At 28.5% G+C, this 20,962-nt stretch carries 24 protein-coding genes and 7 tRNA genes; 21 read left to right on the forward strand and 10 right to left on the reverse strand.

Features of this window, described 5'->3' with window-relative positions; genetic code table 11:
- Positions 1–67 precede the first annotated feature (67 nt).
- Positions 68–1,534 carry an NAD(P)/FAD-dependent oxidoreductase gene (locus ABLL_RS01330; RefSeq protein WP_014472980.1) on the forward strand — a complete coding sequence of 489 codons (1,467 nt, stop codon included), beginning with the start codon at positions 68–70 and terminating at the stop codon, positions 1,532–1,534.
- A gap of 298 nt (positions 1,535–1,832) precedes the next feature.
- Here the strand turns inward: ABLL_RS01330 and rplT are convergent, their stop codons facing one another.
- The 4 genes from rplT to thrS all read right to left on the reverse strand — a co-directional run bounded on the left by rplT (position 1,833) and on the right by thrS (position 4,965).
- Entirely contained in the window at positions 1,833–2,189 is a 357-nt protein-coding gene (rplT, locus tag ABLL_RS01340; RefSeq protein ID WP_014472981.1) for a 50S ribosomal protein L20, read from the reverse strand.
- A 102-nt stretch (positions 2,190–2,291) separates the two neighbouring features.
- Positions 2,292–2,489: a 50S ribosomal protein L35 gene (rpmI, locus tag ABLL_RS01345; RefSeq protein ID WP_014472982.1), complete on the reverse strand. Its 198-nt coding sequence runs from the start codon at positions 2,487–2,489 to the stop codon at positions 2,292–2,294.
- A 143-nt stretch (positions 2,490–2,632) separates the two neighbouring features.
- The gene (gene infC / locus ABLL_RS01350) at positions 2,633–3,160 is read right to left on the reverse strand and encodes a translation initiation factor IF-3 (protein ID WP_014472983.1); all 528 of its coding nucleotides are present in this window, start codon (positions 3,158–3,160) and stop codon (positions 2,633–2,635) included.
- On the reverse strand, positions 3,157–4,965 hold the full coding sequence (gene thrS, locus ABLL_RS01355; RefSeq protein WP_014472984.1) for a threonine--tRNA ligase: 1,809 nt from the start codon (positions 4,963–4,965) through the stop codon (positions 3,157–3,159). Before thrS ends, infC begins: the two co-directional genes overlap by 4 nt.
- Positions 4,966–5,075: 110 nt before the next feature.
- Between thrS and ABLL_RS01360 the strand changes: the two genes are divergently transcribed.
- Positions 5,076–5,591, forward strand: a complete 516-nt coding sequence (locus ABLL_RS01360) for a hypothetical protein (protein ID WP_041654992.1) — start codon at positions 5,076–5,078, stop codon at positions 5,589–5,591.
- A gap of 28 nt (positions 5,592–5,619) precedes the next feature.
- Here ABLL_RS01360 and ABLL_RS01365 read toward each other — a convergent pair whose 3' ends face one another.
- Both ABLL_RS01365 and ABLL_RS01370 read right to left on the reverse strand, forming a co-directional pair.
- Positions 5,620–7,203 carry a DUF3373 family protein gene (locus ABLL_RS01365; protein ID WP_014472986.1) on the reverse strand — a complete coding sequence of 528 codons (1,584 nt, stop codon included), beginning with the start codon at positions 7,201–7,203 and terminating at the stop codon, positions 5,620–5,622.
- A gap of 99 nt (positions 7,204–7,302) precedes the next feature.
- Complete coding sequence (locus ABLL_RS01370; protein WP_014472987.1) at positions 7,303–7,623, reverse strand: hypothetical protein; 321 nt, start codon at positions 7,621–7,623, stop codon at positions 7,303–7,305.
- A gap of 87 nt (positions 7,624–7,710) precedes the next feature.
- Here ABLL_RS01370 and ABLL_RS01375 point away from each other — a divergent pair, with 87 nt between their 5' ends.
- The 12 genes from ABLL_RS01375 to ABLL_RS01430 all read left to right on the forward strand — a co-directional run bounded on the left by ABLL_RS01375 (position 7,711) and on the right by ABLL_RS01430 (position 17,000).
- The gene (locus ABLL_RS01375) at positions 7,711–9,039 is read left to right on the forward strand and encodes an NFACT RNA binding domain-containing protein (RefSeq protein WP_014472988.1); all 1,329 of its coding nucleotides are present in this window, start codon (positions 7,711–7,713) and stop codon (positions 9,037–9,039) included.
- A 120-nt stretch (positions 9,040–9,159) separates the two neighbouring features.
- Positions 9,160–9,936 (forward strand): complement resistance protein TraT, encoded by a 777-nt coding sequence (locus ABLL_RS01380; protein ID WP_014472989.1) that lies wholly within the window; start codon positions 9,160–9,162, stop codon positions 9,934–9,936.
- A 137-nt stretch (positions 9,937–10,073) separates the two neighbouring features.
- Positions 10,074–10,832 (forward strand): phosphatidate cytidylyltransferase, encoded by a 759-nt coding sequence (locus ABLL_RS01385; protein ID WP_014472990.1) that lies wholly within the window; start codon positions 10,074–10,076, stop codon positions 10,830–10,832.
- A complete protein-coding gene (gene dxr / locus ABLL_RS01390; RefSeq protein WP_014472991.1) occupies positions 10,829–11,896 on the forward strand; it encodes a 1-deoxy-D-xylulose-5-phosphate reductoisomerase in 1,068 nt (355 codons plus the stop codon). The genes ABLL_RS01385 and dxr overlap by 4 nt, the downstream gene beginning before the upstream one ends.
- A complete protein-coding gene (locus tag ABLL_RS01395) occupies positions 11,886–12,167 on the forward strand; it encodes a hypothetical protein (protein WP_014472992.1) in 282 nt (93 codons plus the stop codon). Before dxr ends, ABLL_RS01395 begins: the two co-directional genes overlap by 11 nt.
- Positions 12,168–12,170: 3 nt before the next feature.
- Complete coding sequence (locus ABLL_RS01400) at positions 12,171–12,596, forward strand: DUF1566 domain-containing protein (RefSeq protein WP_014472993.1); 426 nt, start codon at positions 12,171–12,173, stop codon at positions 12,594–12,596.
- A 10-nt stretch (positions 12,597–12,606) separates the two neighbouring features.
- Entirely contained in the window at positions 12,607–13,167 is a 561-nt protein-coding gene (locus ABLL_RS01405) for an alpha/beta hydrolase (RefSeq protein ID WP_014472994.1), read from the forward strand.
- Positions 13,164–14,165 carry a tRNA (adenosine(37)-N6)-threonylcarbamoyltransferase complex transferase subunit TsaD gene (tsaD, locus tag ABLL_RS01410; protein WP_014472995.1) on the forward strand — a complete coding sequence of 334 codons (1,002 nt, stop codon included), beginning with the start codon at positions 13,164–13,166 and terminating at the stop codon, positions 14,163–14,165. The genes ABLL_RS01405 and tsaD overlap by 4 nt, the downstream gene beginning before the upstream one ends.
- Positions 14,165–14,512 (forward strand): translation initiation factor SUI1, encoded by a 348-nt coding sequence (locus ABLL_RS01415; protein WP_014472996.1) that lies wholly within the window; start codon positions 14,165–14,167, stop codon positions 14,510–14,512. The genes tsaD and ABLL_RS01415 overlap by 1 nt, the downstream gene beginning before the upstream one ends.
- Before the next feature lie 18 nt (positions 14,513–14,530).
- Positions 14,531–15,916, forward strand: coding sequence for a bifunctional ADP-dependent NAD(P)H-hydrate dehydratase/NAD(P)H-hydrate epimerase (locus ABLL_RS01420; protein WP_014472997.1), 1,386 nt, complete (start codon positions 14,531–14,533; stop codon positions 15,914–15,916).
- Positions 15,913–16,224 carry a divalent-cation tolerance protein CutA gene (gene cutA, locus ABLL_RS01425; protein ID WP_014472998.1) on the forward strand — a complete coding sequence of 104 codons (312 nt, stop codon included), beginning with the start codon at positions 15,913–15,915 and terminating at the stop codon, positions 16,222–16,224. The genes ABLL_RS01420 and cutA overlap by 4 nt, the downstream gene beginning before the upstream one ends.
- The gene (locus ABLL_RS01430; RefSeq protein ID WP_014472999.1) at positions 16,221–17,000 is read left to right on the forward strand and encodes a thiazole synthase; all 780 of its coding nucleotides are present in this window, start codon (positions 16,221–16,223) and stop codon (positions 16,998–17,000) included. The genes cutA and ABLL_RS01430 overlap by 4 nt, the downstream gene beginning before the upstream one ends.
- Before the next feature lie 11 nt (positions 17,001–17,011).
- Here the strand turns inward: ABLL_RS01430 and ABLL_RS01435 are convergent, their stop codons facing one another.
- Genes ABLL_RS01435 through ABLL_RS01445 form a run of 3 tightly spaced genes read right to left on the reverse strand, consistent with a single transcriptional unit; the run spans position 17,012 to position 18,867 of the window.
- Positions 17,012–17,317, reverse strand: a complete 306-nt coding sequence (locus ABLL_RS01435) for an AzlD domain-containing protein (protein WP_014473000.1) — start codon at positions 17,315–17,317, stop codon at positions 17,012–17,014.
- The gene (locus ABLL_RS01440; protein ID WP_102043391.1) at positions 17,310–17,993 is read right to left on the reverse strand and encodes an AzlC family ABC transporter permease; all 684 of its coding nucleotides are present in this window, start codon (positions 17,991–17,993) and stop codon (positions 17,310–17,312) included. Before ABLL_RS01440 ends, ABLL_RS01435 begins: the two co-directional genes overlap by 8 nt.
- 46 nt (positions 17,994–18,039) lie before the next feature.
- Complete coding sequence (locus ABLL_RS01445) at positions 18,040–18,867, reverse strand: helix-turn-helix domain-containing protein (protein ID WP_014473002.1); 828 nt, start codon at positions 18,865–18,867, stop codon at positions 18,040–18,042.
- A gap of 160 nt (positions 18,868–19,027) precedes the next feature.
- Between ABLL_RS01445 and ABLL_RS01450 the strand changes: the two genes are divergently transcribed.
- From ABLL_RS01450 to ABLL_RS01480, 7 genes are all read left to right on the forward strand, one after another.
- Positions 19,028–19,105: transfer RNA gene (locus ABLL_RS01450), tRNA-Pro, on the forward strand.
- A gap of 22 nt (positions 19,106–19,127) precedes the next feature.
- A tRNA-His gene (locus tag ABLL_RS01455) sits at positions 19,128–19,204 on the forward strand.
- Positions 19,205–19,217: 13 nt separating this feature from the next.
- A tRNA-Arg gene (locus ABLL_RS01460) sits at positions 19,218–19,294 on the forward strand.
- Positions 19,295–19,340: 46 nt separating this feature from the next.
- A tRNA-Leu gene (locus ABLL_RS01465) sits at positions 19,341–19,425 on the forward strand.
- Positions 19,426–19,434: 9 nt separating this feature from the next.
- Positions 19,435–19,511 (forward strand) — tRNA-Gly (locus ABLL_RS01470).
- A gap of 68 nt (positions 19,512–19,579) precedes the next feature.
- Positions 19,580–19,656 (forward strand) — tRNA-Arg (locus ABLL_RS01475).
- 7 nt (positions 19,657–19,663) lie between these two features.
- Positions 19,664–19,740, forward strand: a tRNA-Gly gene (locus ABLL_RS01480).
- Positions 19,741–19,858: 118 nt separating this feature from the next.
- Here the strand turns inward: ABLL_RS01480 and ABLL_RS01485 are convergent.
- The gene (locus ABLL_RS01485) at positions 19,859–20,830 is read right to left on the reverse strand and encodes an IS30 family transposase (protein WP_014473003.1); all 972 of its coding nucleotides are present in this window, start codon (positions 20,828–20,830) and stop codon (positions 19,859–19,861) included.
- Positions 20,831–20,962 lie beyond the last annotated feature (132 nt).

Below are 20,962 nucleotides of genomic sequence, written 5' to 3' on the forward strand. Positions count from 1 at the left end.
TAAGTGGCTTATTATATCTTTTTTGTTATTCTATAGACATAGTTTTTATAAAAAAAAGGAAATTAAAATGGCAAAAAATGAACTAGAAGAAGCACTAGAACTAGTTGATTCAGAGATAAAAAAAGCTGGAATTTCAAGAAGAGAAGCTTTTAAGTTAGCAGGATTAGGTTCAGCAGCTTATTTATTTTCAGGAACTAATGCAGAAGCAAATACAGAGGCAAAAGCGAGTGAAGCAACAGGGAAAATTGTGATTATTGGAGGGGGATTGGCTGGTATTTCAACTGCAGCAAGATTAGTTAATCATTTATCAAATCCTGATATTACAATTGTTGAACCAAATCCAAAATCAGTAACATATCAACCTGGGACTACATTAGTTGCCTCAGGAATTTACAAAAAAGAAGATATTGATTACAATACAAAAGATTTTTTACCAAAAGGTGTAACTCTTTTAAAAGATAAAGCAATTGATTTTAATCCAGAAGCAAATAAAGTTGCATTAGAATCAGGGGAAACATTAACTTATGACTTTTTAATTGTAACTGCTGGAATAGCATTAGACTATGGTGCGATTAAAGGACTAGAAGAGATAGGAGATGCTTATACAGCAGGAGATGCTTCTAAAATACTAAAAGTATTTGGCGATTCTGGTGTTACATCTGTTTATAATGTTGATTCTGCTGTTGCTATGTGGGAACAAATGCAAAAATTTGTACAAAAAGCAAAAGATGGACAAAAAGTAAAAGGTGTGTTCACTGACCCAAATACTGCAATAAAATGCGGTGGAGCACCAAAGAAAGTTATGTATTTAACAAATGCTAGATTAAATGAAGCAAAAGCAAGAGCGAATGCCGAATTAACATTTTATGCAGATAGCGGAAAATTATTTGGTGTAAAAGAGTATGCAGATGCAATTGAAAAACAATTTATAGCAAGAGATATGAAATGGAATTTTAATCACAATTTAATTGCAGTTGATATAAATAAAAAAATTGCAACTTTTGACAAACACTGGCAAGAAAAAGGTGCATATGATAAAGATCTAGAAGAGTATGAAATGGTAACTAAACATCAAAACATTGAAGTACCATTTGATTTCTTACATATTACACCTCCACAAAAAGCTCCAGATGAAATAGGAAAATCTGCAATTGGTTCAGCTAAAGGGTGGGTACCTGTTAATAAAGAAACATTGCAACATGTAAAATATAAAAATATTTTTTCATTAGGTGATATTGCCGCTGTTCCTATGGGCAAAACAGGAGGAAGTGTAAGAAAACAATATAAAGTATTGGTTGATAATTTAATTGCCGTAATGGAAGGAAAAGAGCCAACAGCAAAATATGCTGGTTATACAGTTTGTCCTTTAATAACTGATATAGGAAAAGTAATGTTAGCTGAGTTTGATTGGACAGCAAAACCAACTCCATCTTTCCCTCTTGATCCAACACAAGAAAGATATATTTGGTGGTTATTAAAAGTTTATTTATTAAAACCTATGACACAGTATGGTATGTTAAGTGGCAAAGCATAAGGTTAATTCTTGAAAAATGAATTAACAATTTTTTTATGTGTTCTTATACTCTTAAGTATAGGAATGCATTACAAAGAGTTTTTAAATTATCCTCTTGAACATTTTTCTGCATTGCCCAATTCATCTGTATATGGATTTGGATTTTTACATCCTTTATTTTTTTCAATTATTATTTATATATTGTTATTAATACCGAGGTTTGTTTTTAGATTAATTTTGAGAAAAAAGTAAAAAAATATTTTAAATAAAAAAAAAGGGTAGAAAGAAACTTTCTACCCTTTTTTATGTTTTTGCAAATTTATTTTAGTGCAGCTTTAGCAGTAACTACTAATGATGCAAATGCAGCAGAATCATTCATAGCCATATCAGCTAAAATTTTTCTATCTAATTCTAAACCAGATAATTTTAATCCGTTCATGAATCTTGAGTAGTTAATATCATTTAATCTACAAGCTGCATTGATTCTTATAATCCATAATTTTCTAATATCTCTTTTTTTCTGTCTTCTATCTCTAAAAGCATAAACTAAAGATCTTTCTAATTGTTCCTTAGCTTTTCTAAAGTGTTTTCTTCTTCCACTGAAGAATCCTCTAGCAGCTTTTAATACTTTCTTATGTCTTCTTCTTCTAACAACACCAGTTTTAACTCTAGGCATATATATTTCCTTTCTTAACCATTATTTCTAATAAGGTGTCAGCAATAAGCTGAACTTTTCCATCTTTGATGGAGGGACAAAAATTACTTAAATTTTAAGTAATTACGCTTTACATAATGCTACAAGTATTCTTCCAGCATCTGTACTATGTACAGTTTTTGGTCCTCGTAGGTTTCTTTTTCTTTTTTGAGTCATTTTAGTTAAGATATGGCTTCTAAAAGCTGAACCTCTTTTAATTGACCCATTTTTCTTCACTTTAAATCTTTTTAAAGCGCCACTAACAGTTTTCATTTTTGGCATTGAAGAATCCTCCTTATAAATTTGCATTTTCATAATATTAATGAAAAAGTTTTGGATTTTACTGAAATTTTGTTTAGTTTAAGTTTAAATGTAAAAATTTAAGGGGAGAAAAGAAGAGTTTTACTTCTTCTTTTATTGTGAGTTTAGTCTTTTTTAGGAAGAACCATAAGATTTACGTATCTTCCTTCAAGTTTAGGTTCTTTATCCATAATAGCAATGTCTTCTAGCATAGGCCAAATTCTGTTTAGTACATCAATTCCTGATTGAGGATTAGCCATTTCTCTACCTTTTAAGAAAACTCTAAATTTAACATGATTTCCTTCATCCAAAAATTCTCTTGCATGTTTAACTTTGTAATTGATATCATTTTCAGCAATTTTTACTGAAAGTTTAATCTCTTTTATTACAATAACTTTTTGATTCTTTTTAGCTTCTTTTTTCTTTTTTTCTTGTTGGTATCTAAATTTACCATAATCCATAATTTTCGCAACAGGTGGTTTTGCATCAGGTGCAACTAAAACTAAATCTAAGCCCATTTCATCTGCAAGATTTAATGCATCAGAAGTAGAAATAATTCCATAATTCGTCCCCTCATCACTTGTACACCTAACTTCTTTTGATGTAATCATTTCATTCATGATTACATCATCTTTTCTTTTGTCTTTACTCAAATTTTGCTCCCGTTTTTGATTTCATTTAGCATTGAAATAAATTCTTCTTTGCTCATGTTTGATTGTTCTCTAGTTCTTCTATTTCTTAATGCAACAGATTTATTAGCAACTTCTTCATCTCCAATAACAACTATCATTGGAACTCTTTGCTTTTCTGCCATTCTAATTCTTTTATTTAAACTTTCATTCATGTTGTAAATTTCAGAATCCATATCATCTTCTAATAAACATTTTTGTAATTCTTTTGCATATTCAATATGAGAATCAGCAATTGGCACAAAAATAACTTGTGTTGGAGCAATTATAAATGGAAATTCTCCCGCACAGTGTTCAGTTAAAATACCAATAAATCTTTCAAAAGAACCAAGTATAGCTCTATGAATCATAACAGGTTGTTCTTTTTCACCTTTTTCATTTATATATTCAACTTCAAATCTTGAAGGTAAATTCATATCAACTTGAACTGTACCACATTGCCATTTTCTTCCAATAGCATCAAGAATTTTAATATCAATTTTTGGACCATAGAAAGCTCCACCACCTTCATCAATTCCATAAGAGATATTATTTTCATCTAAAGCATCCATAATACCTTTTGTAGTTTTTTCCCAAAAAATATCATCACCAATAGCTTTTTCAGGTTTTGTAGAAACTTCAATTTCATATTTAAAATCAAAAACTTTTAATAAAGTATCAACAAACTCTAATACTTCAAAAATAACTTGTTTTATTTGATCTTGTGTACAAAATATATGTGAATCATCTTGAGTAAATTCTCTTACTCTAAATAATCCATGCATAGCTCCACTCATTTCATGTCTATGAACAACACCATATTCAAAAAGTTTTTTTGGTAGTTCTTTATATGAAACAAGATTATTTTTAAATATTTGAATATGTCCAACACAATTCATTGGTTTTATTCCATACTCTTGATCATCAATAGTAGTAAAATACATATTTTCTTTATAGTTTGCATAGTGACCAGATATTTTCCACATTTCTGCTTTTAAAATTTCAGGTCCTCGAACAGGTTCATAACCTCTAATTCTGTGCGCTTTATAAAGTAGGTGTTCTAATTTACTTCTTAATCTTGCACCTTTTGGTAACCACATAGGCAGACCAGCACCAACATCATCATTAAATGTAAATAGTTCTAATTCTGTTCCTAATTTTCTATGGTCTCTTTTTTTAGCTTCTTCAAGCATTCTTGTATAATCAAAAAGTGCTTGTTTATCAAAGAACGCAATTCCATAGATTCTCGTAATCATTTCATTCTTTTCATCACCGCCAAGATAAGCTCCAGCTACTCTTGTTAATTTGAAACTTCTAATCATTCTTGTATTTGGTAAGTGAGGACCTCTACATAAATCTTCAAAATCACCTTGCTTATAGATTGTTAAAGTTTCATCTTTGATATTTTTTAGAACGGCTTGTTTTAATTCATCATTTTTAAACTTTTCAAAGAATTTTTCTTTTGAGGTTTCATGTCTTGTGATAGGAAGTTTTCTATCCGCAATTTCTTTCATTTTCTTTTCAATAGTAGGTAAATCGTCATCTGAAATTTTACTTTCTACTTTGAAATCATAGTAAAAGCCTTCTTTTACAACTGGTCCAACGAAGAATTTTGCCTCAGGATAAAGTTCTTTGATAGCCTGAGCCATTAAGTGTGCACATGAGTGTCTTAAAATATCTAAAGATTCTTTTGAATCATCAGCTTTTATCTCTTCTCCTTGGATATTTAGCGCTTCTGCAGTTTGAAGGTCATAAATTTGACCATCTTTTAATATTCCAATAGGTTCCAATAATTTCCTTTTTTTCTTAATTATTTATTAAATTATGTTTATTTTACCTCAAAATGACTTAAACTTAATGAGATATGATTTAATTTAGTGAAATTTTGTTACAATTGGCTATGATTTTAAATGTATCAAAAATAAAAACAGAAAGTTTATTGTTATTTTGTAAAGATTTAATTTTGTCATATAAAGATAAGATTGATACTAATAATTATGGTATTGATAAAGAGATTATTGACAATTTTAATGATATTGGAAATGATATGTTAAAACAAATTTTGAACGTAACATTTCCTGAAAATTATTATATACAAAATAGAAAACATTATAGAATTAAAGCTATTTTAGATGGATACAATTTTATAAATAAAGAAATATCAAAAAACTTGAAAGAAAATGAATCTTTTAATCCTTCAATGCTTTATTTTTCACTTCTTGCTCTTTGGTTTAAAGAATTAAATAAAGAATCTCGTTCTAAAGAATATATATATTTTATTTTATATCCTTATTCACATATTTACGATGATTTATTAGTTAAAATGAAAAATAAAGAGTTTAAAAATTTAAATATAAAAATGATTGAATTAGCTGAAAAAATTATTTATAAATTTGATAAATATGATTTAAAATAAAAGAGGAAACCTCTTTTATTTTATAAAATTAGAATTTATATCTCATATAAGCTCTAACATCTTGTGCTTCAGATACTGCACTTCCTGCCGCTTCAGAAATAGCTACAGGTGTTCCATCAGCTCCAAAGAATGAGTTTGAACCTGTGTAGTCATAATCCATAAATACATAACTAACACCAAAACTTAAAGCTTTAGTTAATTTTTGAGTTCTATAAACTTCCCAAGCTTGACCTCTTGTTGCAATTTTACTTCCAGCATATGTGTCTTCGCCATAAGTCATAGATCTCCAGTATTTACTTCCTTTATTCCATTCAAATCCTATTTTTGCATTGTCTGGATCGATTGGACAAGGTGCATTTACTCCTAACCAAACAGAATATCCATTTTCAGAATCAGTTGAACCTAACATTCCACCTGGAATATCATTTGGATTTGTTTTACTCATTGCAAATGAAGCAAAAGCAATAGTATTATCTAAATAATCAGAAATACCATTTCCAATTCCTTCAGTTTTAAATAAAACCGTTGCTAAATCAATATCACCAACATCTTTAAAAGAAGGAGTAGCCATTTGTAAATTATATGCAGTATTCGCAGATGGATTCATTACATATGACCCATAAGCGTTATTAAAGTTTGATAAAGATTGTCCATCAAATCCAATTAAATTCCAAGCATGTGAATATTGCATATGAACAGAATATTGACCATCATCATATGGTACAGCAATAAATCCTAACATATCAACATCAACATTTTTATCATCATCAGTTGAATAAGCTGGGCTGAACATATCAAATCTTGGAGTTGCATTTGTTAAACCTCTTCCTCCACAGATTTTAAACCAAGAACCTGTAAGTCCAGTTAAACTTTGTGTATCAAATTTAAGTGAGAAACCATCAAATTCAACATCAACTGTATGTGATAGCGGAGAGTTTGGTTGTTGATCATTTCTAATATTGATTGGTAAACCATCTGTTGAAGGTCGTCTTCCAACTGATGCTGCCCATGGAATATCAGCTCCAAATAATTTTTCTTTTTGATATAACCAATAAGCTTCTTTTAATTTTATACTATTATCTGTTGCATTTTCATTTGTAACCCAGTCAAAGTTTGCATAACCTGGATTTGTATTTGATTGGCCATGATCAGCTGTATCTCCAAAAGCTTTGTTATAAGATAATTTACCATGGAATGATGAATTATCATCTGCTTTGTATCCCATACCTAACCATAATCTATTTGTTAGAAGTGCGTTATTTTTAGATTTTGAACCATCAACATGTTTATATTGGATATTATCAACTTGTGTTCTAAAATCAACATCCCATTTTAAATTATCATTTCCACTTTGAATTTTTGCAGCTGTTGCAGTTTTTGAAACTGTATCAAGTTTTTTTTCAATTTTCTCAATTCTTTTTTCATCAACTATTGTAACTGCTGGTGTTTGAGTTTTTTGTTTAGCTTCTTGTTCAGCCATTTTTTTCTCTAATGCATCAAGTTGAGCTTTCAATGCTTGTATTTGATTGTACATTTCTTTATTTAAGTCATTTGCAAATGATGTTGTAGTTAAAGCAGCAACCACAGACATTGCAATTAAATTTTTTTTCATATGATTCCTTTTATATTTGACTTCTGAATTTTACGACAATGCATTAAAAAAGGGTAAGTTCACTCACCCTTTAAAATAATTTCTTGAAAAAACATATTATTAACAAGAAGGAACATTTCCTGAATCACTTGCAAATTCAACTGTAAAGTCAAAAATATGTTCCATTGCAGATTCTTTAACATCTCCTGCTTTTACATTTGGACAAATAGTAATAACTTCTTTTTCAAAGTTTCCAGATTCTTTGATTTGTTTCCACTCTTCTTGTGTATGTTTTGCAGCAAATTTTGCTCCTGTCATCCCACAAGGTTCTTTTAGTAATTTACTAAAAAGTTTTTGTCCTTTAACTGCATCAGCTGATAAAGATGTTGATGCAACACCAAGTGCTAATGTACCCGCAATAATTATATTTAATAATTTCATATTATACTCCCTAATGAAAAATTAGGTACAATTATATCTAATGTATATAAAAATGCTCTTAGAAAATTAAATAAAAAGTGAACTAAAATGAAATATTTTTTATTAAAGGAAATAGTACAATATTTATCTTTAAATGCCCAAAATATCAAGTCAATAAGGAGAATAGACAATAATTTAATTATAATTGAATTTAATAATAGAAATATAGTCTATTTTGATGTTTCTAAAGGAAATGCAAGAATATTTAAGCATAAAAAGATTTTATCTTCTAAAAAAGATTTTAATGCGCCATTTGATGTAAGTTTACAAAAAAGATTTAACAACTCGAAAATAGAGAATTTTGAGCTTTATAACGAAGATAAAATTATAAATATTAAAGTAAATTCTTCATCTTCTTATAAAAAATTAACAACAATATTACAATTAGAGTTTACAGGAAAACACACAAATATAATCATTTTAGATGAAAATAGAGTAGTAATTGAAGCCTTAAGACATATTGATGAATTTTCTTCAAGTAGAGTTGTTAAAGTGGGACATAAGTTAGATGAAGTTCCAAAACAAAATTTTATTCCAAAGATGGAAGAGGTTACTAATATTGAAGATTATTTGTATGAAATTTATGAAAAAAGTGAACTTGAAAACTTAGAAAATATCAAAAAACAAAAAATTTCACAAATTGAAAAAAAAGTGACAAAACTAAAAAAGACTATTGAATCTTTACCAAAAAAAGAAGAACTAGAATTTGAATCAAATAGTTTATATGAAAAAGCAAACTTAATTTTGTCAAATTTACATAATATTAAACCTTATCAAAAAAGTTTTAAAGTTTATAATTATGAAGGCGTTGAAATTGAAATTGATTTAGAAGGAAAAGCAAGTGCTTCAAAATATTCAAATGATTTATTTAAAAAAGCAAAAAGAGCGAAACAAAAAGCATCAAATATCTCTTTAGAAAAAGATAATTTAACTGAAAAGTTAGATTATTTATTAAGATTGATAAATAATCTTAAAAATGCAACTTCAATTGAAGAGTGTGAATTTTTATTGCCTAAAAAAGAAAGAAATCAAACTAAAACAAAAAAAGCACAATCTTTTGAAAGTTTCTTTTTTGAAGGTTATAAAATAATGTTGGGTTCTAGTGAAAGGGAAAATATTTATTTACTAGAAAATTCAAAAGCAAGTGATTTTTGGTTTCATTTAAAAGATAGACCATCTTGTCATGTAATTGTACAAAATACAAAAAAAGAAATTCCTCAAAGTGTGATAAACCAAGCAGCAACTTTATGCGTAAAATTTTCAGTTGATTATTCAGGAACTTATGAAGTAGATTTTACACAAAGAAGAAATGTTAAAATTCAAGTAGGAGCAAATGTTTTATACAATCCTTATACAACAACAGTTGTAAGAATTTAAAGAGAATTAAATATAACATTAAAAGAATGAAATTTTACAAAATATTTTAAGTTTAAAAAAAAGAGTCATATAAGAGACATTTTGATAATATAATTTTGTTATTAATTATAAGGAGAAGGAATGAATAAAATTAAAACATTGGGATTGAGTATTGCTGTATCTGCATTATTTTTTTCAGGTTGTGCTACAACGGAACTACAAACAAGTTCAAAAATGACACAAAGTGTATTTATAAATCCTGTAGCAAAAAGTAAAAGATTAATTTTTGTTTCAAGTAAAAACACAAGTGGGCAAAAAATAAATCTTGAAAATAGTATTTTAACTGAGCTTCAAGCAAAAGGATACACTATTGTAGAAGATCCAGAACAAGCAACTTATGTTTTAATGATGAATGTTTTATATTGTGATAAAAAACAAGAAAATAACGCAGCAGGTGGAGCAGTTGCAGCTGGTGCAGCTGGTGCTGGAATTTCTGCTTATAATAATGGTGGAGCAGGACAAGCAATTGGTGTTGGTTTAGGAGCTGCATTAGTTGGAGGTTTATTAGCAAAAGCAACAGAAGACACAATTTATCAAATGCAAGTTGATATTTTAATTAGAGAAAAAGCAAATGGGAAAGTTTATACTTCAAGTGCAACAGCAAATGGACAATCAAGTGTAAGTGATTCTGGTAAAGCTGGATTTATGAATACTTTCTCAGGAAATATTAAAAATACAGATGCATCTGGTAAATTAAATTCAAATATGGCTAATGCTACAGCTCAACAATATGAGACAAATTATATAGAACATAAAACTATGTTATTTGCAGAAGCTACAAAAATGAATTTAACATTACAAGAAGCTACACCAATTTTAGAAAAACAAATAGCAAATCAAATTGCTGGATTATTCTAATATCTTTTTAATTTAACATCCTATTTTTTAATAGGATGTTTCTTATTTAAACTAACATTAATTAAAACAAACAAAACAAAGTAACCAAAAGCCAAAATTTAGTATAATTAAAAACTTTTAACTTTAAGGTTTGATAAATGTCTGAGATAATAAACGAGAGTTCAACTCGTATAAAAACAGGAATTGTTTTAATTTTAGCTATGTTAATACTTGGCTATATTGATTCATATTTTTTATTTTGGTTAGTATTTGGAATTATGTTAATGATTTCAATTTCTGAATCAAAAAAATTATATAGTTTAAAAAGTGATAGTATTTACGTTTACACTGCTTTATTGTGGTTTGCAGCATTTTTTTATCCAATGCCTATTGATTTGATTTTTATTGTAGCAATTGGTTATGCTTCACAATTAGCTTATAAAAGAACATTGAATCAAAAACTATTTTTGCCTCTTTTGTATCCAACAGCATCATTTTTATTTTTATTGACGCTTTATAGTGAGTATGGAGTAATGACTCTTTTATGGTTATTGGTAATTGTTGCAAGTACTGATATTGGAGCTTATTTTGTTGGTAGAACATTTGGAAAAACAAAATTTTGTGAAACAAGTCCAAATAAAACAGTTGAAGGTGTAATTGGTGGAATTGCATTTGCTGTTGTTTTAGGAACATTATCTTCTATTAATGAAATAAGTATCATTGGCGCAATAATTGTTTCAGCTATTGTATCTTTTGCTTCAGTATTTGGTGATTTATTTGAAAGTTACTTAAAAAGAGAAGCAGGATTAAAAGATAGTGGTTCTATTTTACCAGGTCATGGTGGAATTTTAGATAGAACAGATGGCTATTTATTTGGTGCAATTGCGATGCTTGTAATTTTAAGGATAATCATTTGATACTTCTTGGAAGTACAGGTTCAATAGGCGTAAATACTTTAAATATTGCACGAAAATTTGATTTGAATGTTGAAGTTTTAGTTGCAGGAAGAAATATAAAACTGCTAAATGAACAAATAAGAGAGTTTAAACCTAAAAAAGTTGTTATTGATAGAAAAGAAGATATATCTTTAGTTTGTCATGATAATGTTTCTTTTGGAGAAACTGCTATTTTAGAAGCAATTGAAAATAGTAGTTCTAAAACAGTTGTAAATGCACTGGTTGGATTTTTAGGATTAAAACCAACATTAAAAGCTATAGAATGTGGTAAAAAAATTGCTTTAGCAAATAAAGAATCACTTGTTGTTGCTGGAAAATTTATAGACCAAAAAAATTTAAGTCCAATAGATAGTGAACATTTTGGGCTTTGGTATTTACTTCAAGATAAAAAAATTGATTCGATGATGATAACTGCAAGTGGTGGATCTTTTAGGGATTATCCACTTGATAAGCTTTCAAATGTTTCAATTAAAGAAGCTCTTGCCCATCCTAATTGGTCAATGGGAAATAAAATTACAATTGATAGTGCAACTATGACAAATAAAATGTTTGAATTAATGGAAGCTGCTTGGCTTTTTGACATTAGAAAACTAGATGCAATAATAGAAACAAAATCACTCATTCATGCTTTTATAAATTTTGTTGATGGAAGTACAACTGCACATATTGCTAATACATCAATGCAACTTCCAATAGCTTATGCAATACTTGGTCGTTGTGATGAACAGATATTAAAACCTGTAAATTTAATTGATATTGGAAATCTTGAGTTTAAAAAAATAGAAGTTTCAAGATATCCAATTTGGGAAATAAAAGATGAAATATTAAATAATCTTGATTTGGGTGTAGTTTTAAATGCTGCTAACGAAGTTGCAGTATCAAAATTTTTAAATTCTCAAATAGGATTTTTAGATATCTCAAAAATTACAATGAATGCAATAAAAAAATTTAATAATGTTAATCCAACTTCAATAGATGAAATTTTTCAAATAGATAAAGAAGTGAGAAAATATTGTGAATTATGATTTGATTATACCTTTTGGTATTTTGCTTATTTTAGTTATTTATTTGATTTATACAAGAAATAATTTTGAAAAGAATATTACAAATTTATATGAGAAAAAATTTGAAGAGTGGAAAAAACATAGTACAATAGAAGATAATAAAACTTCACAAAAAGAATTAGTTGGTTTTGTTTTCAAAAAAGACTATAAAATAACAATTGAGTTTTTAGATGAAAATGTGGAGTCACAATTAAATAGAGGAAAATTTGAGATAACTAAATATAAAGGATAGATAATGAAATATCTATTTGTAATTTTGATAATTTTTTCATTTTTAGATGCAAAAATTAATAGAGATAGTCAAAAAGAAGTGGTTATTGATGATGTTGCAAAACTTATGTGGCTTGATAATATTTCAGTTATTAAAACTTTAAAAAATCATGAAAATGCAGCAAAATATTGTAAAGAAATAACACATTTAGGATTTAATAATTGGCGATTGCCAAAAGTTGAAGAGTATGAGTTAATAGTTGATAAAACTAATACAAAGACATATATAAATAGAGCATTTAAATATAATGTTCCTGACGGTTATTGGGCAGCAAAAGCTCATTGGAGAACACTTTGGTATTATGCTGATTATATGCATTTTATAAGTGGGACACCGTATTATGATAATCGTATTAAGAAAAAATATGTTAGATGTGTAAGAGATTATTAAAGGATAGAATTTGAGTAAAAGAGTATTAATACTTCATGGACTTGGAGGAAGTGATTATCCTCATTGGCAATCACAACTTGCAATGGATTTAATTAAAGAAAATTATGTAGTTTCATTTCCTATATTTCCAAGTAGAAATAACCCAAAGTTAGAAGAATGGAAAGAGTTCTTAAAAAATGAAATAAAACATTTTAAACCTGATATTGTAGTTTGTCACTCTTTGGCAAATATATTATGGTTTCATACATGTGATGAGTTTGATATAAAACTTGATAAATTGATGCTTGTTGCACCTGTTCGAAATGAAGTTTTAGAAGATGCAAAAACATTTTTTCCATATCCAATAGTAAAAGATTTAAAAGCTTGTGAAATTATAATGGCATCATCAACAAATGATCCTTATATGAGTTTAGAAGAAGCAATTGAACTTCAATCAAAACTAAATATCGGTATGAAGATTATGGAAAATGCAGGACATATAAATGCTGCTTCTGGATTTGGTAAACTTGATTGTGCACTTGATTGGATAAAACGAGTTGATGAATGTGAAATTAATAAAGAGCAAAAATGATTTTAAGTATAGAAAGTAGTTGTGATGATAGTTCTATTTCAATTACAAAAATAGAAACAAATGAATTAATCTATCATAAAAAAATATCTCAAGAATTACAGCATAGCGTTTATGGAGGAGTAGTTCCAGAGCTTGCAGCTAGGCTTCATATTGAAGCACTTCCTAAAATACTAGAAGAGTGTAAAGAGTATTTTCCTAAACTTAAAGCAATAGCTGTTACAAATGCTCCTGGTCTTTCTGTTACACTTATGGAAGGTGTAACAATGGCAAAAGCTTTAAGTATTTCTTTAAATCTTCCTTTAATTGCTGTAAATCATTTAAAAGGTCATATTTATTCACTTTTTATAGAAAAAGAAGCTGTTCTTCCTATTACTGTTTTATTAGTTTCAGGGGGACATACACAAATTATTGAAGCAAATAGTTTAACTGATATGAAAGTTATTGCAACTACGATTGATGATAGTTTTGGTGAGAGTTTTGATAAAGTTGCTAAGATGTTAGGACTTGGTTATCCTGGTGGTCCCGTTGTTCAAGAGTATTCTTTAAAAGGTGATGCAAATAGATTTGAGTTACCAATTCCACTTAGTCAAAGTCCAAAAATAGAGTTTAGTTATAGTGGACTTAAAAATGCAGTTAGACTTCATATTGAAAAACTTGAAAATAGAGAATTTGGAATTATCGAACAAGATAAACATGATATCTGCGCAAGTTTTCAAAAAACAGCAGTTGACCATATTATGCAAAAACTAAAAAAACAATTTAAACAAAAAGTTCCAAAAAACTTTGCAATTGTTGGAGGCGCTAGTGCAAATATTTATTTAAGAGCACAAATAGATGAACTTTGCAAAAAGTATAATATGAATCTATATCTTAGTGAACTTAAATATTGTAGTGATAATGCAGCAATGATTGGACGAGTTGCAGTTGAACAGTACAAAGTAAAAGATTTTATAAGTATAGAAGAAATTGATATACAAACAAGAATAAAGGAGTTTTGATGAGTTTAGCAGATATGTTATCAAAAGGATTAGGTTCAAAACTTGAAGGAAACAGTCACGATACAGTAAAAGAGGATAAAAAAAATCCCAAAAAATCTTCAAATGAAATTATTCCTAAAAATCAGCATCAATTAGTTTTTACTTTTGAAAAAAGAAATGGAAAACCTGTAACTTTAATTGGAAGATTTTATATTGAAGAGAGTGAGAAAAAAGAGGTTTTAAAACTTCTAAAGAAAAAGCTTGCTTGTGGTGGAGCGATAAATAATGAATGGCTTGAAATTCAGGGTGATTTTAAAGATAAAATCAAAGAGATATTAATAAAAGAGAACTGGAAATTTAAAAACTAAATCATTTAAGGAGCTGTTATGCAAAAAATATTTGATGAGGTAAATTCTTTAGATAAAAGATGCTACGAAGGGTTTTTCTTGAATGAAGATATTTTAATGGAGCATGCAGCTTTTAGTATGTACTCTTACATAGAAGATATCTTTGAAGAAAATAAATCAGTATTGATTGCTTGTGGAAGTGGAAATAATGGAGCTGATGGTTTAGCTCTTGCTAGACTTTTACATAAAAAATTTGATGTAAGTTTATATCTTGCAAGTGAACCAAAATCTTCTATGGCAAAACTTCAATACAAAAGAGTTAAAACTTTAAATATAAAAGAAGTAAATGAACTATTTGAAGCTGATATTGTAGTAGATTGTTTGTTTGGAACAGGTTTAAACAAACCACTTAGTGAGAAATATTTAAATCTAATTGATACTTTAAATTCTTATAACTCTTTTAAAATAGCTTGTGATATTCCAAGTGGAATAAATCATTTTGGACAAATAAACAATTCAACTTTTGAAGCAGATGTTACTATTACTATGGGAGCACTAAAAACTTCGCTTTTTAGTGATTTTGCAAAAGATTACATTGGTGAAATAATCGTGTCAAATCTTGGTGTTCAAAGAGAGATTTACGAAACACAAACTAATAAATTTTTATTAGATGAAAGTGATATGAACTTGCCTTTTAGAAATAAAAAAAATTCTCATAAAGGTTCATATGGACATTTAAATGTAGTTGCAGGTTGTAAAAAAGGTGCTGGAATAATTGCAGCAAAAGCAGCTTTTGGATTTGGAGCAGGACTTGTAAGTATTGTTTGTCATGAAAATCTTGATTTACCTTATCATATTATGCAAACTCATTTTATTAGTGAAAATTGTACAGCAATTGCCATTGGAATGGGTTTAGGAAAATATGAAACAGATGAAATAAGAAAAATTTTAAATAAAGATGTATCAAAAATAATTGATGCTGATCTATTTTATGATAAATTAATTTGTGAAGTTTTAGACCAAGAAATAGTTTTAACTCCTCATCCCAAAGAGTTTATATCTTTATTAAAACTTTGTGAAATAGCTGATATATCTGTACAAGAGTTACAAAATAATAGATTTTTATATGTTGAAAAGTTTTGTAAAAAATATCCAAATGTGGTTTTACTATTAAAAGGTGCAAATGTAATTATTGCTCAAAGTGAAAAACTTTATGTAAATAGTTTTGGAAGTGCAGTTTTAAGTAAAGGTGGAAGTGGTGATGTTTTAAGTGGTCTTATAGGCTCTTTATTAGCTCAAGGTTATAAACCACTTGAAGCAGCAATAAGTGCAAGTTTAGCACATGCTTTGGGTGCTAGAAATTATAAAAAAAACAATTACTCTTTAATACCTTCTGATTTAATTGAAGAGATTAAAAAATTATGAAAGCAATAATAGTTCAAACAACTTGCTCAACAAAAGATGAAGCAACAAAGATAGCAAAAGTATTGATAGAAGAAAAACTTGCAGCTTGTGTGCAACTAAGCCAAATAGAATCGTTTTATAATTGGCAAGAAAAATTCTGTAGTGATAATGAAACACTTTTAAATATAAAAACAAGAAAAGATAATTTTGACAAAATTAAAAGCAAAATATTAGAATTACATAGTTATGATTTGCCTGAAATTATTCAACTCGATATTGCAAATGCAAGTGAAGAATATTTAAAATTTATAGGAGAAAATACAATATGAGTGATATTTTAAAAATAGGTAAATATGAATTTAATAGTAGATTAATCGTTGGAAGTGGTAAATATAAAGATTTTCAAACAACTAAAGATGCAACATTAGCTTCAGGTTCTGAATTAATAACAGTTGCAATTAGAAGAGTAAATATAACTAATCCAAATGAAGAGAATTTACTAGATTATTTTAAAGATACAAATGTAAAATTATTACCAAATAGTGCAGGGTGTTTTACTGCTGAAGAAGCAATTACAACTTTTAGGCTGATGAGAGAAGCAACAGGAATAGATATTATTAAACTTGAAGTTATTGGTGATGCTCAAAAAACTTTGTATCCAGATGTAATTGAAACAATCAAAGCTTGTGAAATCTTAAAAAAAGATGGCTTTACAATTATGGCTTATACAAGTGATGATCCAATTATTGCAAAAAGATTAGAAGATGCAGGTGCAGATGCTATTATGCCATTAGCTGCACCAATTGGTTCAGGACTTGGAATCCAAAATAGATATAATATTGCCTTTATTAGAGAAGCTGTAAAAGTTCCTGTTATTGTTGATGCTGGTGTTGGGTGTGCTTCAGATGCTACAATCGCAATGGAATTAGGTGCGGAAGCTGTTTTAACTAACACAGCGATAGCTTGTGCCCAAAATCCAATTGCTATGGCAGAAGCAATGAAATATGCAGTAATTGCAGGAAGACTTGGTTATAAAGCAGGAAGAATCCCTAAAAAGCCTTATGCAACTGCTAGTTCTCCAGTTGATGGATTAATTCAATTTTAAAATGTGACCTCCTAAAAAAGGAGGTTACTTCTACTTAAATAGATTATAAAAACTCCAATACTCATAGATAAAAAGATATTTTTTGTTTTTAGCATTACTATAATTACAAATAAACTAGCAATTATCCCTACGGTTCCTTCTTTAATAATCGGTGGAATAATAAGAGCAATAAATAGTGTTGCAGGAATTGATTCTAAAAAAGAATCTACATATTTAAACTTCTTTAGTTTTGTTGATAACAAAAGCCCAGAAACCCTTAGTAAATAAGTTCCAAGAGCTACGGAAAAGATAATTATCAATATATCTGAATTACTCATTTTTTTTGCCTTTATTAATAATTAAAGAGAAAGAAGAACCGAACATTGCCGATATTAAAATATATATACTATTGCCTAATAATTTTTCAAGAATTATCGCAATAAGTGCTGTGACAAAAAAAGTTAAAAAATCATTTTTTGATTTATACATTGTTGTTAAAATAGCAATAAACATTGCATAAAAGGTAAAATCTAAACCATAATTTTTGGGCTCAATTATTAGTTGTGCAAAAAAATATCCAATAGATGTTCCTAAAATCCATGATAAAAAAATACATAAACTACCACCTAATAAAAAATAAATAGTAATATCTTTTTCTTTCATATTTTTCATAGTTATTGCCCATGACTCATCCGTAACAAAATGCATGATTAAAAGTTTTTGTTTTATAGAACTATTTAAAAAGAGTTTATCTAAAGTTGTTCCTTTAAAAAAATATCTCATATTTATAAGAATTGCACTACCTATAATTGCGGTTAAACTTAAATTGTTTGAAAGCATATTTACAATTACAAACTGAGAAGAGCCTGCAAATATAAAAATATTCATTAACATTAATTGTAAGTAATCTATATTTTTTGTATTACAAATACTTCCTAATACAACACCATATGCAAATACACTTAAACTAATTGGTAAATTTGCTAAAAATCCGTTTTTCATATTATTTTTCATTTTTGAATTTTATAAAAAAATAAAAGTTGTGTATAGTACGAGGTTGCTAGAGAAAAAAGTTTTTATATTCTCCTGGAGTTGTTCCAGTTAAAAGTTTAAATTTTTTATTTAAATGACTTTGATCTGTAAAGCCACATAAATATGCAATTTCACTTATGTTAATATTTTTTCTTAAAAACTGTTTTGCCTTTTCAACTCTTCTAATCATCAAATATGTATGAGGAGAGACAAAGGTATGTTTTTTAAATAGTCTGAGAAAATGGTATTTTGATATGTCAAATTCTTTTGCAAAGTCATCTAAAGTAAAGTTTTGATTGTAGTTGTCATTAATAAATTCTTTTGCATAATTTATTAATTTATAGTGTGAGGGCAATACAATTTCATTTGAAACTTTTGTGTTTATTTTTAAAAGAGAACTTATTGCATCAATTAGTTCACATTCCCAAGATAATTTTGAGAACATAGAAGAGTCACATTTCATTAATGGGTATAGTTTTTGATAAATAATTTCATTTGAAAATTGAAAATTTTTAAATGAGAGTAGATTACTATTAAAATTTTCTTTTAATATATTATTCATTATATCAGTGGAAATGTACAAGGAATGGTGTTTAAAACCTTCATTTGATAATATACCACAAGAGTGTATTTCATCTGGATTTATAGTAATAATAGATGATTTGTCAAATTTATGATTAAAGCCTCTTAAAAATGCACCCATATTACCTCTTTCTATCAAAGTAATAGTATATTCTTCATGAATGTGTTTTTCAAAAGAGAAGTTATTATAATCACCCTCATAAAGAAAAATTTCTTTTTCCTTATTAGGTTTTGTAAATTTTACATTATGTATTAAATTTGATGTGTTACTCATAGGTAATATTATATCAATTATCCTATTTTAAATATTGTACGAGATTGCTAAAATAAAGAATTTCGAAAACTTTTGCGATTTTTATAAAAAAGCCTTGACAAATATTAAAAAACTTAATATAATTCCGTCCACTTTTTGTGAAACTTCAAAAATATTTTGTCGGGGCGTAGCGCAGTCTGGTTAGCGCACCTGGTTTGGGACCAGGGGGCCGGAGGTTCGAATCCTCTCGCCCCGACCATTTAATTAATTTAAATCTTGTGGTAGGTATAGCTCAGTCGGTTAGAGCATCGGGTTGTGGTTCCGAGGGTCGTGGGTTCGAGCCCCATTACCTACCCCATTTATTTTTTATTGCTTCCATAGCTCAGCTGGATAGAGCAACGCCCTTCTAAGGCGTAGGCCGTACGTTCGAATCGTACTGGGAGTACCACTTTTTGGTTTAGGTTTACCATCTAAATCTTTTTTTGAAAAATTATGCGGATGTGGTGAAATTGGTAGACACGCCAGACTTAGGATCTGGTGCCTCACGGTGTGGAAGTTCGAGTCTTCTCATCCGCACCACTATATGAAGCGGGAGTAGCTCAGTTGGCTAGAGCTTCTGCCTTCCAAGCAGACTGTCGCGAGTTCGAGTCTCGTCTCCCGCTCCATTTAAAAGCCTTATATAAGAAGTAAATTAACTTTTTGTGTAAGGCTTTTTTTAACCTTATTTTTTAATGCTTCCATAGCTCAGCTGGATAGAGCAACGCCCTTCTAAGGCGTAGGCCGTACGTTCGAATCGTACTGGGAGTACCACTTTTAAGCGGGAGTAGCTCAGTTGGCTAGAGCTTCTGCCTTCCAAGCAGACTGTCGCGAGTTCGAGTCTCGTCTCCCGCTCCATTTAAGAGGCTTTATATAAGAAGTTATACTTTTTATATAAAGCCTTTTTTTATTTATATATACCTAATAATTCTTTTACTTTCGCCAATTCAAGAGATAAATGCATAAATTCACCAAACTAAGCTGTTAAAACTTTTGCAACTTTAGCATAAAAAACCTCAGATGGAGTTTTGTAACCAAGAGATTTTCTAGGTCTGTTATTTAACCTGTTTTGTATTTCTCTAATTTCTCTTCTTTTGACTTTAGTGAAATCTGTTTGTTTTGGTAAATACTGACGTATTAAACCATTTGTATGTTCATTTAATCCTCTTTCCCATGAATGATATGGATTTGCAAAGTAAAACTTTGTATCTAAAGCTTTTGATACTTCTTCATGATAAGCAAACTCTTTACCATTATCAGAAGTAATTGTATGAGTAATTGCTTTTATTGGATAAAGCATATCAATTAAAGCTTGTGTAACCACATCAGCTTTCTTAGAATCAACTTTTTTGATGAGAGTAAACTTTGTTGCTCTATCAACTATTGTAACTAATGCTCCAATATGGTTTTTACCAATGACTGTATCAATTTCAAAATCACCAACTCTTTTTTTGTATTCAACAACTTTTGGTCTTTTCTCAATTGATACTCTATTTTTAATAATTCCTCTAGAGTTATAGTCATTTCCTCTCTTGTGATACTTTTTGTTTTTATGACGTAGCATTAAATATAACTTTCCACCATGGCATTTATTTTTGTAGATATATTGATAAATAGTTTCATGTGATACATAAGAAAGCTTTTGTAATTTCATTACTCCTGATATTTGTTCAGGAGACCAATCTAATTTTAATTTATCTTTGATGTAATTCATTACTTTTCTAGTAAGCTTTAAATGCTTTGATTTATATTTGTGTCTATAGAAACTAAACTGTTCAGCAAGTTCTGGTTTATAAATACCTTCAGAACTATTTCTCTTTATCTCTCTACTAACAGTGGATTGTGAAATACCTAAAGTATTTGCTATTTGAATTTGAGTGTATCCAACTTTAGTGTAAGCAGATATTTGATATCTTACTTTTAGGGTTAACTGTGTGAATTTTCGCATAAATATTTTTCCTGTTTTTGGCGAAATAAGGATAACAAAATATTTGTTAACCCCACTTACACCTTTTCTTCAGAAATTATGCATTTATGATTTGAACTTAGGTTTTTTATAAATCTATAGTTAATTTTGGAT

The sequence above is a fragment of the Arcobacter sp. L genome, assembly GCF_000284235.1.
In the GTDB taxonomy this organism is placed as follows: domain Bacteria; phylum Campylobacterota; class Campylobacteria; order Campylobacterales; family Arcobacteraceae; genus Aliarcobacter; species Aliarcobacter defluvii.

What these genes read in the sequence shown, in the direction of transcription:
- ABLL_RS01330 (WP_014472980.1), top strand. Translation starts at nt 68, where the DNA reads ATGGCAAAAAATGAACTAGAAGAAGCACTAGAACTAGTTGATTCAGAG.
- rplT (WP_014472981.1), bottom strand. Translation starts at nt 2,189, where the DNA reads ATGCCTAGAGTTAAAACTGGTGTTGTTAGAAGAAGAAGACATAAGAAA.
- rpmI (WP_014472982.1), bottom strand. Translation starts at nt 2,489, where the DNA reads ATGCCAAAAATGAAAACTGTTAGTGGCGCTTTAAAAAGATTTAAAGTG.
- ABLL_RS01360 (WP_041654992.1), top strand. Translation starts at nt 5,076, where the DNA reads ATGATTTTAAATGTATCAAAAATAAAAACAGAAAGTTTATTGTTATTT.
- ABLL_RS01365 (WP_014472986.1), bottom strand. Translation starts at nt 7,203, where the DNA reads ATGAAAAAAAATTTAATTGCAATGTCTGTGGTTGCTGCTTTAACTACA.
- ABLL_RS01370 (WP_014472987.1), bottom strand. Translation starts at nt 7,623, where the DNA reads ATGAAATTATTAAATATAATTATTGCGGGTACATTAGCACTTGGTGTT.
- ABLL_RS01375 (WP_014472988.1), top strand. Translation starts at nt 7,711, where the DNA reads ATGAAATATTTTTTATTAAAGGAAATAGTACAATATTTATCTTTAAAT.
- ABLL_RS01380 (WP_014472989.1), top strand. Translation starts at nt 9,160, where the DNA reads ATGAATAAAATTAAAACATTGGGATTGAGTATTGCTGTATCTGCATTA.
- ABLL_RS01385 (WP_014472990.1), top strand. Translation starts at nt 10,074, where the DNA reads ATGTCTGAGATAATAAACGAGAGTTCAACTCGTATAAAAACAGGAATT.
- ABLL_RS01400 (WP_014472993.1), top strand. Translation starts at nt 12,171, where the DNA reads ATGAAATATCTATTTGTAATTTTGATAATTTTTTCATTTTTAGATGCA.
- tsaD (WP_014472995.1), top strand. Translation starts at nt 13,164, where the DNA reads ATGATTTTAAGTATAGAAAGTAGTTGTGATGATAGTTCTATTTCAATT.
- ABLL_RS01415 (WP_014472996.1), top strand. Translation starts at nt 14,165, where the DNA reads ATGAGTTTAGCAGATATGTTATCAAAAGGATTAGGTTCAAAACTTGAA.
- ABLL_RS01420 (WP_014472997.1), top strand. Translation starts at nt 14,531, where the DNA reads ATGCAAAAAATATTTGATGAGGTAAATTCTTTAGATAAAAGATGCTAC.
- cutA (WP_014472998.1), top strand. Translation starts at nt 15,913, where the DNA reads ATGAAAGCAATAATAGTTCAAACAACTTGCTCAACAAAAGATGAAGCA.
- ABLL_RS01430 (WP_014472999.1), top strand. Translation starts at nt 16,221, where the DNA reads ATGAGTGATATTTTAAAAATAGGTAAATATGAATTTAATAGTAGATTA.
- ABLL_RS01435 (WP_014473000.1), bottom strand. Translation starts at nt 17,317, where the DNA reads ATGAGTAATTCAGATATATTGATAATTATCTTTTCCGTAGCTCTTGGA.
- ABLL_RS01440 (WP_102043391.1), bottom strand. Translation starts at nt 17,993, where the DNA reads ATGAAAAATAATATGAAAAACGGATTTTTAGCAAATTTACCAATTAGT.
- ABLL_RS01445 (WP_014473002.1), bottom strand. Translation starts at nt 18,867, where the DNA reads ATGAGTAACACATCAAATTTAATACATAATGTAAAATTTACAAAACCT.
- ABLL_RS01485 (WP_014473003.1), bottom strand. Translation starts at nt 20,830, where the DNA reads ATGCGAAAATTCACACAGTTAACCCTAAAAGTAAGATATCAAATATCT.